Source organism: Paenibacillus xylaniclasticus (assembly GCF_004001065.1).
In the GTDB taxonomy this organism is placed as follows: Bacteria; Bacillota; Bacilli; order Paenibacillales; family Paenibacillaceae; genus Paenibacillus_T; species Paenibacillus_T xylaniclasticus.
On sequence record NZ_BIML01000004.1, the window covers coordinates 94844 to 106909 of the forward strand.

Consider the following 12066-nt stretch of genomic DNA (forward strand, 5'->3'; position numbering starts at 1 on the left):
GTATGACAATTATAGCGCCGTCGATTTTATCGGCAGATTTCTCGAAGCTGGGGGAAGATATTCAATCTGCTGAGAGAGCCGGAGGGGATTGGATTCATATTGACGTCATGGATGGACATTTCGTGCCGAATATGACGTTCGGTCCAATCGTCATCGAGTCGGTTCGTTCTTATACGAAGCTGCCGTTCGACGTGCATCTGATGATTGAGCGGCCTGAGCAGTATTTGGAAGCATTCGCCAAGGCTGGAGCGGACCGCATTACGGTTCATGCCGAAGCTTGCGTCCATCTGCATCGCGTCGTTCATCAGATTAAGGAGCTGGGACTGCCTGCCGGCGTAGCTCTTAATCCAGGTACACCGCTGTCCGCCGTCGAGCCAGTGCTTGAGGATCTGGACCTTGTGCTTATTATGACCGTTAACCCGGGCTTCGGCGGTCAGAAGTTTATACCGCAATCCGTTAATCGCCTCCGGCAGCTCCGCAGTATGCTGCAGGAACGCGGGCTTCACGATATGCACGTACAAGTCGATGGCGGCATTAACGCAGAAACCGCACCGTTTGTACGCGAGGCCGGGGCCAATGTGCTGGTGGCAGGTAATTATGTATACGGTGCTGCGGATCGTACTGCGGCGGTTGCGTCGCTCCGATAAGCTGTATGTTTGCAGCCGGCTTAATGCCGGCTTTTCGTCTAGGACAAGGAGGCTACGGGATTATGAAGGAATTAAAGGATTTGGACGAGGAAAGCAAGACTCGTACCGTCTTGTTTATTACACTGTTCAGCTTTTTATGCGGTCTCTGTCTGGCTTTGTTCGCCACGGTTAAAGGCCCAATTCATTTTGTTTTCTCATTGCTCGCTTTTATTATCGGTCTGCGTGTCTTTGGTCGTGTGGATCGGATTAAGCCTCGGGTCTGGTTCGTCGTAATTTCAATCATTTGGTATTTGCTGCTTACGACCATTATTACGATGGTTACTTACCTGCGCGACAACCCAATGCCTGCAGCCAGTTAGGCCTTTTGCGTCTCTTGCGCGCTGGAATAGGACGACTTGCTTATGCATAGTATGGTTACATGAACGATGGTTCCGCGAAGAATCGAGGTTCCTGCCACTTAGTGTGCGTATTGAGGCGTCGATCATCCGATGAGCGCGTTTGAGGAGGGATGGGGCATGAAATTTTACACGATCAAGCTGCCGAAGTTTTTGGGCGGTTTCGTCAAGGCCATCTTAAATACGTTCCAAAAAAACTGACTGCTGCTGTGCCGGGCGATAGTACGATCGTGGAACTATGGCGATGAGGGGGTGTTCCGGACGCGCCAACTTGGGAGCATACCCTCTTGCGCCGCATGCGCATCCGGTTTCTTGTAACATCATGAATACGATCGATATCATAAAGACTGCCTGTATTCCTTGGCGAGAATGGAATGCAGGCATTTTGTATTGCAGGTTGAAAGACATGACAGCTTGTGCGATTGGATGGCCGCTTGATCGCCGAGATCCGATCATTTTCTTGCCCTGTACGACAAAAAGACCGCGCCTTAGGACGCGGTCTTCCGGTAAGTACGGCCGATAGGCCGGCCTTATTATACGCGGGTTACTTTACCCGATTTCAGCGCGCGGGCGCTAACCCATACGCGTTTCGGTTTGCCGTCGACGAGGATACGCACTTTCTGTACGTTAACGCCCCAAGAACGACGGTTCTTGTTGTTTGCGTGGGAAACATGGTTGCCCGTGCTTGGCGCTTTACCCGTAATTGCACATTTGCGAGACATGGATACACCTCCTTAATCGGTGCGGAGCATACGGCTTACGTAAAATCCGCTCACTTGCGGAGCCTAGCAGCATAGAAAGCATCCGCTGGAATGTCGCTGGTCATACGTTTCATCAAATCTGGCTTCCGAGAAGAAGCGCATATAAACATACTTGATTATCGTATCACATCTGACTTTTCTTTGTCTAGTCCTGTACCTAACACTTTCGAGGGTCTCAGGCTCGGCTTTCGGACATGTTTGTATAGCAAATTGTCGATATTCGGTGTAAAATGTCGGTATCATGATCTTTACCTCGTTTCATGAACGAATGTGGGATCATATCGCTGTATAGTAGCTGCAATCGAATATGACTGCGAACCATTTGTCTGTTGTTAGGGCAGAGCTCTGTTCTTATTTGGATGCGTTTTCATCATTGGATATGGACGATGCCGCCGTTTTTCTTCATAATCGACACAGTTTATAGTACAATGGTTGAAAAAGTCCACAAAGCGTTACATAAGAAAAAGGAGCGAGTTTCCATGTCATTGCAGCTTAGCACTGAGCTTGGCCAAGTGTTGATAACGGATGAATGCATAGCGGTTCTTGCAGGTTCTGCGGCGCTGGAATGCTATGGTCTTATTGGAATGGCCTCCCGCAAGCAGTTGAAGGACGGAATTGCGGAGCTGCTCGGCCGGGACAATTTATCACGCGGGGTCGAGGTTAGACATGAGAATGATCGTATTCACATCGATCTGCATATTATTGTAAGCTACGGCACCAAAATATCCGAAGTCGCGCATAATATTCAAACAAAGGTACGATATGTGTTGAATGAAGTGATCGGTCTTGAAGTAGACCAGGTTCATATATTTGTGCAAGGTGTCAGGGTACTTAAGTAGGCGGGAAGGGGAATTTTTGTTGAGCAAGCGTATAATTAATGGGAACGATTTTATCCGTATGGCAGCAGCCGGGGCTGAGCATTTGCATCGTAATGCGGAGCGAGTAAATGCCTTGAATGTGTTCCCGGTACCGGACGGCGATACCGGAACGAATATGAATTTAACGATGGCATCCGGTATGAAAGAGCTGCAGAGCAAGCCGTCGCCGCATCTGGGCAAAGCAGTTGAGGCACTATCCAAGGGGCTGCTGATGGGAGCGCGCGGAAATTCCGGCGTTATTCTGTCTCAGCTGTTCCGCGGGTTCGCCCGGTCGCTTGCAGCGGCTGAGCAGGCCGACGCTGTACAATTGGCTGCAGCGCTGCAGCATGGCGTCGATCTAGCATATAAGGCAGTAGTCAAACCGGTCGAGGGTACGATACTAACGGTTGCAAGGGAAGCTGCCAAGCATGCTGTTCAAATTGCCCGCCGCATTGGCAGTGCGGACGAGCTGATGCGCGAGGTGCACATGAAAGCGCACGAGGCGCTGCAGCGGACGCCAGATCAATTACCGGTGCTTAAGCAGGTAGGCGTCGTCGATTCGGGAGGCCAAGGTCTCGTATACATTTACGAAGGATTCGTACGCGCACTGTCGTCAGAGACGCCAATTGACGAGCCGAACATTTCGGAAGCGGCGCTGCCGGAAGACGTCGGAATGGCAGACCGGATTAATGCTGCGCGCCAGACGAGCTCAAGCGGGCGTCAAGCGTCAGCGCAATCGAAGCTTTCTACCGAGGATATAGAGTTCCTGTACGACATGGAGTTTTTTATTGATCGGACTCGTGCTACCCGCACCGCTCCTATTTTCCATGAGGGACGGTTCAAGGAAGCGCTGTCCAAAGATGGCGACTCCATTATTATTATCGAGAGCGATGATATTATTAAAGTACATGTTCATTCGCGCAAGCCGGGTGACGTTCTTAACCTGGCGCTGCCATATGGCGAGTTGATCGATATTCGGATTTTGAACATGCGCGAGCAGCACCGCGATCTTCTCGAAGGCGAAGAGGAGTCTGGGCAGGAGCTGCTGCATTCGGATTCTCTGGCAGCAGCCGAAGTGCTGACGGGAGGCATTGTGCCGCAGACGGTATCACCGGAGCAGGTGCACGAGCTAGCGCCATACGGCATTATTGCCGTCGCATTGGGAGAAGGGATTGCCGACATTCTACTTGACAACAACGTCGATATCGTCCTGTCAGGCGGCCAGACGATGAATCCGAGCACGGAAGATTTCGTAAAGGCGATAGAGGCGCTTCCTGCGGAGCATATTTTCCTGTTACCGAATAACGGTAATATTATTTTGGCAGCGGAGCAAGCAGCTGAGCTGTCGGAACGCAGCGTGTCGATTATTCCGACCCGGACCGTGCCGCAAGGACTTGCTGCTGCTCTTGCTTTCCGCGACGAGGAGTCGATCGAACGTAACATCGAGCTGATGAAGAGCGCTGCCGAATCGGTCCGCTCCGGGCAAGTTACGCAAGCAGTTCGCGATACGTCCATCGATGGCGTTGCAATACGTGAAGGGGATTATATTGGCATTCAAGAGAAAGAGATTGTTGTCTCAACGGCCGATATGGCAGACGCGTGCCGGACACTTCTCGGAAGTATGCTCGAGCAGGGCGGCGATTTGATTACGGTACTGACAGGAGAAGACTCTGATGAAAGCGTGACACAGCAGCTTGCTGCATGGGTCGAAACCGAGCATCCGGGCGTTGAACTTGAGGTGCTGGAGGGCGGACAGCCGCTGTACCCATACGTGTTCGCGATCGAGTAGAAAGAGAAGGAGGAGCCGCGTATGTCTACGATTCGAATTGTGACAGACAGTACGGCCGATATGCCGGCTGATCTGCGCAAGTCTTTAGGCATTGAGATGGTGCCGCTTGAAGTAATATTTGGAGAGGAATCGTTTCTGGATTCCGTGACCCTCGGGCCGGATGAATTTTATTCTAAGCTTGCCGCTTCAGATCAGATGCCGAAGACGTCACAGCCGTCGACGCTGTCGTTCAAGGAGACATATGAGCGTATATTGGCGGAGACACCGAACGCATCTATTATATCCATTCATTTGTCCGCATCGCTTAGCGGTACATATCAATCGGCCGTCATCGGCAGCACGATGGTCGAGACGGCTGACGGTTCAGAGCCTGATATTACGGTAATTGACTCGAAGTCGGCTTCCATCGGTATCAGCGTTCTCGTCCGAAGAGCGGCAGAGATGGCACAGAAGGGCTGCTCGAAGGAAGAGATTTTGCAGGAAATAGAGCGGTTGCGTGCTGAGACGAAAATTTATTTCCTTGTCGATACGTTGGAATATTTGCAGAAGGGCGGCCGGATTGGCCGGGCGTCCGCGGTGCTTGGCTCGCTGCTCAATATTAAGCCGATATTGGCGATAGACGATGACGGCTTCGTCACCTCGGTCGATAAAGTGCGGGGTCAGAAGAAGGCGATGAGCCGCATTATTGAGCTAATCGGTCAATCGTTCAGTAACGAGGAGCCGCTCGTTATGACGATTGCTTATGCACAGCGCCGAGATCTGGCAGACGATTTGTCCGCTATGATGAAGGAACGGTATAATATTGTAACGGAATTTGTATTTGAGCTAGGTCCGGTTATCGGCACTCATGCCGGTCCCGGTACGGTAGGTCTTTTTGTGCATAGGGTGTGAGAGGAATGAAGCTGGATCAAATATCGGTCCGGCAAGTGAAAGGCGTGAGCGCGCAGAAGGAAGGCGAGCTTCACGCCTTTGGCATACGTACAGTTGCTGACTTGCTGGACTATTATCCGTTCCGGTATGAGGATTATCGGCTGCGGGATTTGACGGAAGTCAAAGATGGGGAAAAGGTAACGGTACAAGGGGTTATTCGCAGCATGCCGGTGCTTGCGCGGTTCGGCCGTACCAAAAATAGGTTGACCTGTAAAGTAGAAATCGATCGTTTTCTTGTCTCGGCGGTTTGGTTTAATCGCGCGTTTCTACAGGATCAGCTGACGCTCGGCCGTGAGATCACGCTAACTGGCAAATGGGACGGACAGCGTCATCAGCTGACGGTGTCGGAGTCGGAATTTCCGGATAAGGGTAAAGTCCGCTCCGGAACGCTTCAGCCTGTCTATTCGGTAGGTGGCGGTTTGACACAGCCGTGGATGCGCAAGACGATCGGACAGGCTCTCGTTCAATTCGGCGATTTGATCGAAGAGAATTTGCCCGCTCCGCTAATAGCCAAGCATCGGCTTATGCCTCGGCGCAGCGCCGTGAAGCTGATTCATCATCCTAACGGTACATCGGAAGGTCTGACAGCTCGCCGCAGGCTGGTGTACGAGGAGCTGTTCTGGTTTCAGCTGAAGCTGCAGGCGTATCGGTCGCTTAATCGTGAACGCGGTGACGGGATGGCGTTTCCGGTGGACAGCGCCGTTATTCGCGAGTTCGCGGCTAGACTGCCTTTTGAGCTGACGGATTCTCAGAAGAAGGTTATTAACGAGATTACGCAGGATATGCGGCAAAAGCACAGCATGAACCGTCTGCTGCAGGGCGATGTCGGCTCGGGTAAGACCGTTGTGGCCGCGACAGCGCTATATGCCGTCGTTAAGACGGGACACCAGGGCGCGCTTATGGTGCCGACCGAAATATTGGCGGAGCAGCATATGCGTTCGCTGCAGCGGCTGTACGAAGGGACGGGCGTAGAGGTAGGACTGCTGACCGGCAGCTTAACCTCTCGCAGACGTCGTGATGTTCTAGCTGGATTGCAGATGGGGCTGATTGATATTGTAGTCGGCACGCACGCCCTTATTCAGGATGACGTTCAGTTTCGTTCGCTTGGACTTGTTGTGACAGATGAGCAGCACAGATTCGGCGTGAATCAGCGGAGTATTTTGCGGCGTAAAGGCTGGAATCCGGATGTGCTTACAATGACGGCAACGCCGATTCCACGTACGCTTGCCATTACGGCGTTCGGCGATATGGACGTGTCGACGTTGAAGGAGCGGCCTAAAGGGCGCAAGGCGATCAAGACGTATTGGACGAAGCCGTCCGCTATGGATCGCGTATTCGATTTTATCGAGCGAGAAGTATCACAGGGCCGCCAGGCGTATGTGATCTGTCCTTTAATTGAGGAGTCAGAGAAGCTGGATGTACAGAACGCAATAGACATGCATGCGACGATTGCAATGTCTCTGCCTTCGCTGAAGGTTGGACTGTTGCACGGTCGGATGACGGCGTCTGAGAAGGACGAAGCGATGCGAGCATTCGGCGCGAATGAGACGCAGGTGCTCGTGGCAACGACTGTCGTCGAGGTCGGTGTTGACGTGCCGAATGCGACGCTTATGGTCATTATCGATGCGGAGCGGTTCGGACTATCGCAGCTGCATCAGCTCCGCGGCCGCGTTGGCCGCGGCGAGCATCAATCGTACTGCGTGCTCGTCGCAGATCCGAAGTCGGAGACCGGACGTGAGCGCATGAAGGTGATGACGGAGACAGACGACGGCTTTGAGGTGGCAAGACGTGATCTTGACCTGCGCGGACCAGGTGACTTCTTCGGTACGAAGCAAAGCGGTATGCCGGAATTTAAGCTGGCGGACATGGTTGCTGACTACGAGACGCTTGAGCAGGCCCGCGAGGATGCGGCGGAGCTGGCTGGCGGAGCGGAGTTCTGGACGGCACCAGAGCTTGCTTCCTTGCGTCAGCGTTTGCTTCAGGACCCGTTGTTTCAAGGGGAGCAGCTCGATTAATAGGAGGCAACTTCCGGAGGCATTCGGCATATGTATAAGCGATTGCCGCTTGCGGGGTCGATCGCCGCGCTGCCTGCTGGAGGTGGAGGTGCTTCTCATGAGCTATCAGAAATATGGGATCCGTCCGGACTTAGTCGAAAGAGTGAAGTTCAAAATGAAAAATCCGGTCGTTAAAGACCGGATGAAGCAAATGCTTGCGACTGTTACCAAATATGACTTACAGGATCGTGCCAAAGTGCGCAAGCTGGTGAAGTCGGCTTCCGCTATTCTGTCGGAGAAGCTGACAGAGACGCAGGAAGAGCAAATTATTACATTCGTGCTCAGTCAAAAAATCGATCCGAACAATACGTTTCATCTGCTCAAGCTGTGGTCGACGTTTCGGTAATCAGTGCCGGACACGCGCAAGCCGCCGAGCAGGATGACCATAGGCGGCCCCTTTCGGGTCGCCTTTGTTCGATGTTCAGACAAGCGGCGGTGCGAGTACAGCGATAGTGGAGTGAACAACCAATAAGTGCCGGAAGGCACTTACGGAGCGAGAGAGCGGCGTGAGCGCGGATAATAGGTGCCGGAAGGCACTTATTTATTACTGTACGGCTTCCAGCGGCTCGATGAGTGAAGGCGTATCGTTGCGAACGCTGCCGACCGCGGGTGATACGGGGTACGCTTCCATCAGGTCTTCATCAAACGGCTTAAATAACCGCTGCAACTGGCTTGGTTCCTGAATATTCCGATCCAGCCACAACGGCTCGTCTTCAGGTTGAAGCAGTACGGGCATTCGATTGTGGATCGGTGCCATTAGTCCGTTCGGTGTCGTTGTCAATACGGTGCACGTATGCAACTTCGAGCCGTCCGGTGCGATCCACGTTTCATACAGGCCTGCCATAGCGAACGGCTTACGGTCCTTCATGACGATGCGCATGGGCTGCTTCGTCCCGTCCGGTCTCGTCTGCCATTCGTAAAAGCCGTCTGCTGGCACGAGACACCGCTTCCGGCGGAGCGCATCCCGAAAAGCGGGCTTGTCCGCAGCGGTTTCAGACCTTGCATTCAGCAATTTGCTGCCGATCTTTGGATCGTCCGCCCATGGCGGCACAAGTCCCCATTTCAGCTCACCGAGCCGATTCTGCTGTCCGTCGCTCACAATTGCTAATATAAGCTGTCCTGGCGCGACGTTATATTTGGGACGGTGATATGGCACCGACGTTTGGCCGATCATAAATCGGAGCATCATTTCTTCTAATGATACCGTGAGCGTATAGCGTCCGCACATCTGTATTCCCCATTTCCCGATTTTGGTCAACGATTCATCGTTTTGCTTTTTCTATTATACATCGCCCTAGTCTGTTTAGCTTCATCCATTCAGGCGGATACTGAAGATGTTCAGCAACGCTCGATAAGATGGATGACCCGTGATCGTTCCGTGTGCAGGAGAGTACATACATACAGGTATGCTGAAGCAAAAATATAAAGCTTGCAAGAAGGGAGGCTGCGCGTGGCTCATAAGGTAATGGGATCGAAGCCTGAGGCTGCGTGCGTCAAAAGGCTTGGCGCTGCAGCAGCAGCCGTCCTGCTTCGCGTCCTGCGGCTTCCGGTGGAGGCTGCTGTATATGCGGCCCGATATGCCGCCGGCAAATGGAAGGCGATGGCTTCTTCCGACGCGATGGCAGACAAAGCTGCTGTGCCTTCGATCGATACAGCGGCTGTGGCAGCGCTGGTGAAGGAGTGGAGAAAGCTGGAGCGTGCTCAGCCTGCGGTACAGCCGCAGTCCGTCGACAAGGCATCGAGCGGTCTTAACGACGAGGATCGGGCGCTCATTGCTCATATTCAGGAGGAGACGCTGCGGCTGAACCGGAACAATGTGACGCGTACAGCGGCTTATTATGCTCTTTATGAGCGGTGTCCTGAGCTGCATTGGGCGCTGCTGGCACATCTTGTCTCCCGCAATGGCGGTTGGAACATGACCGATCTTAAGGGGGAGTGGCTGCCGAGGCTGCTCAGTGAATCCAAACGAACCGACGTGTTTCGGTTTCTTGAGCGGGCCAATCGACTTATTTTCGGCGATGCGTATCCACAGCTGCTGCTGTATGAGCATAGCGTACGGCTTCGCCGTCCGCTATTTCATCTTCTTCCGGCACTGGGTGTAACCCGCTTCATGCTGCCGGTATGGGAACAGTTCTGGCAAAGCCGCGACAGTGCCATCCTGACCGTTGCTTTGATCGTTAATGAACAGCATTTTATCGAGCAACGTGTCGTAGCGAATCCTTTTTACCGCAAGCGTGTTATCGACACGCTGTTTTTCGGGATGCAATCGCTGCTTCAGCTCAATGCGGTGCTGCTGCCGTATGCTCGCGGCCGGGAGCCGGGTCAGATGAAGCTGGCCGGTCTTATTATCGAACGGTTCAGCAGCTTGCGTGAACGAATTGAGTTCGGCAAGCGTTTGTATGCGGTGCTGTTCGGCGTACCGGCCGTCGCGGCAGGTGTCCGGTCATTTGCTGCGACTGTCCGACATACCGGCTCCCGTGCCGATTATGCGCCACAGCTGTTCACTCGAATTCGGCATGGTTTGCCCGAGAAGCCATACAATGAGCGGTTGAAAGGCGGTCAGCTTAAGCCTGGAGCCGTACCGCCGTATAGTCCGGAGCTTAGCGCCGCTTGGCCGGATACTCCTGGTGATCCGCCGGAGCCTGGTGATTGGTTCGTCGGCGCAGCTGCAGTTGCGCCTTATTTTGCACAATTACCGCTTCCCTCTACGTTCGAAATGACCAATGAATACGGTTTCCTGCTTGATAAGCTGGAGCTTGCAGCCGCTGCTTCGCATCGAGCTCTGGCAGCGGAAGACGACGAAACGTCATGATCAAATTAGCGGATGGATTGACATGAGGTCGTATTCAATGGTATAAAATGAACAATAAGAACAAGCAACGAAGGGAATCAGTAGCGTCCGTCATCGATGTTGCAGAGAGCCGGCGGGTGGTGCAAGCCGGTACACGACCAGACGCGAATTACGTCCCGGAGCTTCTTGAACCGAACCCGTGCATACGGAAGGGCAAGACGGCTGTCGGCCGTTATCCGATAGAGTGGAATATGCTGCGTGCGCATGTTCAATATAGGGTGGTACCGCGATGACTCGTCCCTGTCTGCTGACAGGACGGGTCTTTTCTGTTATGAGGGCCCTTGTATTCGCAATCGCTGCTTATCCCCATCATTTATTGTGCAAAGGAGAGTTTTTGTTATGACACAACCAACTGCAACCGGACTTGCGTCTAATTTGCTTGAAGATCTCGAATATCGCGGTCTTGTTCAACAGTTTACGAATCGTGATGCGCTGGCAGAGAAGCTGAGCAAGGAGCCGATCGTCCTCTACTGCGGCTTCGACCCGACGGCGGACAGCCTGCACATCGGCAGTCTTCTTCCGATTCTGATGCTGCGCCGGTTCCAACTGGCAGGGCATCGCCCGATTGCTCTCGTCGGCGGCGGTACCGGTCTGATCGGCGATCCAAGCGGCCGCTCCACCGAGCGTTCGCTTAATACGGCAGATACGGTTGCGCAATGGACGGAGAGTCTGAAGCGCCAGTTGTCCCGTTTTCTCGATTTCAACGAGGACGGCAGCGGAGCGAAGCTTGTCAGCAACTACGATTGGCTGTCATCGCTCGACACGATCTCGTTCCTGCGTGATGTGGGCAAATATTTTACGGTTAACTACATGCTGGCGAAGGACTCGGTTGACTCGCGGCTGGCGAACGGCATTTCGTTCACCGAGTTTAGCTACATGATTTTGCAGGCGTATGACTTCTACAAGCTGCAGCAAGAGCAGGGCTGCTCGCTTCAAATCGGCGGCAGCGACCAGTGGGGCAACATTACGGCAGGCCTCGACTTAATTGGCAAACTGGGCGGCGGCGAAGCATACGGGATGACGATGCCGCTCGTTACGAAAAGCGACGGCAAAAAATTCGGCAAATCAGAATCTGGCGCGATCTGGCTCGATTCGACGAAAACGTCGGTTTACACGTTCTATCAGTTCTGGATTAACACAGACGACAATGATGTCATTAAATTTCTGAAATATTTTACGTTCCTGGACCGGGCGCGGATCGAAGAGCTGGAGGTCGAGCTGCGCGAGCGTCCGGAGAAACGCGCAGCTCAGCGTGAGCTTGCTCGCGAAGTGACGCGCCTTGTGCACGGCGATGAAGCGGTCGCAAGCGCGGAGCGCATCACAGAGGCGCTGTTCTCTGGCGACGTGACGAAGCTAAGCGAAGCGGAGCTCGTCGAAGCGCTCGCGGGCATGCCTACGGTCGAGCAGGCTGCCGGCGAGGAGCCGCTCTTGATCGATCTGCTGCTGGCGGCGAAGGCGGCTCCGTCCAAGCGGCAAGCGCGTCAGGACATCGAGAGCGGCGCTGTGTATGTGAACGGGGAGAAGACGACGAGCCTCGAAGCGATCGTCAGCAAGGAGCAGCGCCTGCACGGCAAGTACGTCGTCCTGCGCCGCGGCAAAAAAAATTACTACTTGGTCAGCTTCCAGTAGGAATAAGAGAAGAGCCCTTCGCGTGAAGGGTTCTTCTTTCATTTGGTGTAAGTTTTAGAATTGAAGGATTTATCTTCCCTGCTGTCGAATGATTCGGGATGTACTTTATGTTCCGGACTCTAACTGCTGGACCAGCTTGAAGGAGAGCTAACG

At 53.5% G+C, this 12066-nt stretch carries 12 protein-coding genes and 1 other annotated feature; of the genes, 10 read left to right on the forward strand and 2 right to left on the reverse strand.

What is annotated here, in order from left to right; genetic code table 11:
- Nucleotides 1-2: 2 nt before the first annotated feature.
- From rpe to spoVM, 3 genes are all read left to right on the forward strand, one after another.
- Nucleotides 3-647 (forward strand): ribulose-phosphate 3-epimerase, encoded by a 645-nt coding sequence (gene rpe / locus PXY01_RS05860; protein ID WP_127568261.1) that lies wholly within the window; start codon nucleotides 3-5, stop codon nucleotides 645-647.
- A gap of 62 nt (nucleotides 648-709) precedes the next feature.
- Complete coding sequence (locus PXY01_RS05865) at nucleotides 710-1006, forward strand: hypothetical protein (protein ID WP_127568263.1); 297 nt, start codon at nucleotides 710-712, stop codon at nucleotides 1004-1006.
- 156 nt (nucleotides 1007-1162) lie between these two features.
- On the forward strand, nucleotides 1163-1243 hold the full coding sequence (spoVM, locus tag PXY01_RS05870; protein WP_010345573.1) for a stage V sporulation protein SpoVM: 81 nt from the start codon (nucleotides 1163-1165) through the stop codon (nucleotides 1241-1243).
- A 332-nt stretch (nucleotides 1244-1575) separates the two neighbouring features.
- On the opposite strand, the gene rpmB is transcribed toward spoVM, so the two are convergent.
- Nucleotides 1576-1764, reverse strand: coding sequence for a 50S ribosomal protein L28 (rpmB, locus tag PXY01_RS05875; RefSeq protein ID WP_127534156.1), 189 nt, complete (start codon nucleotides 1762-1764; stop codon nucleotides 1576-1578).
- Nucleotides 1765-2282: 518 nt separating this feature from the next.
- On the opposite strand from rpmB, the gene PXY01_RS05880 reads away from it, so the two are divergent.
- From PXY01_RS05880 to PXY01_RS05900, 5 genes are all read left to right on the forward strand, one after another.
- Nucleotides 2283-2642 (forward strand): Asp23/Gls24 family envelope stress response protein, encoded by a 360-nt coding sequence (locus PXY01_RS05880; protein WP_127568265.1) that lies wholly within the window; start codon nucleotides 2283-2285, stop codon nucleotides 2640-2642.
- A gap of 19 nt (nucleotides 2643-2661) precedes the next feature.
- Nucleotides 2662-4449 (forward strand): fatty acid kinase ATP-binding subunit FakA, encoded by a 1788-nt coding sequence (gene fakA / locus PXY01_RS05885; RefSeq protein ID WP_507763284.1) that lies wholly within the window; start codon nucleotides 2662-2664, stop codon nucleotides 4447-4449.
- Nucleotides 4450-4470: 21 nt separating this feature from the next.
- The gene (gene fakB / locus PXY01_RS05890) at nucleotides 4471-5340 is read left to right on the forward strand and encodes a DegV family protein (RefSeq protein ID WP_127568267.1); all 870 of its coding nucleotides are present in this window, start codon (nucleotides 4471-4473) and stop codon (nucleotides 5338-5340) included.
- A 5-nt stretch (nucleotides 5341-5345) separates the two neighbouring features.
- On the forward strand, nucleotides 5346-7394 hold the full coding sequence (recG, locus tag PXY01_RS05895) for an ATP-dependent DNA helicase RecG (RefSeq protein ID WP_127568269.1): 2049 nt from the start codon (nucleotides 5346-5348) through the stop codon (nucleotides 7392-7394).
- Between the two features lie 97 nt (nucleotides 7395-7491).
- Nucleotides 7492-7779, forward strand: coding sequence for a stage VI sporulation protein F (locus PXY01_RS05900; RefSeq protein ID WP_127568271.1), 288 nt, complete (start codon nucleotides 7492-7494; stop codon nucleotides 7777-7779).
- A gap of 198 nt (nucleotides 7780-7977) precedes the next feature.
- Here the strand turns inward: PXY01_RS05900 and PXY01_RS05905 are convergent, their stop codons facing one another.
- The gene (locus tag PXY01_RS05905) at nucleotides 7978-8661 is read right to left on the reverse strand and encodes an SOS response-associated peptidase (RefSeq protein ID WP_127568273.1); all 684 of its coding nucleotides are present in this window, start codon (nucleotides 8659-8661) and stop codon (nucleotides 7978-7980) included.
- A gap of 222 nt (nucleotides 8662-8883) precedes the next feature.
- Between PXY01_RS05905 and PXY01_RS05910 the strand changes: the two genes are divergently transcribed.
- Both PXY01_RS05910 and tyrS read left to right on the forward strand, forming a co-directional pair.
- Complete coding sequence (locus tag PXY01_RS05910) at nucleotides 8884-10245, forward strand: DUF2515 domain-containing protein (RefSeq protein ID WP_246027813.1); 1362 nt, start codon at nucleotides 8884-8886, stop codon at nucleotides 10243-10245.
- A 58-nt stretch (nucleotides 10246-10303) separates the two neighbouring features.
- Nucleotides 10304-10529: a binding site (T-box leader), on the forward strand.
- Nucleotides 10530-10623: 94 nt separating this feature from the next.
- Entirely contained in the window at nucleotides 10624-11913 is a 1290-nt protein-coding gene (gene tyrS, locus PXY01_RS05920) for a tyrosine--tRNA ligase (RefSeq protein WP_127568277.1), read from the forward strand.
- The last annotated feature ends 153 nt before the right edge of the window (nucleotides 11914-12066 follow it).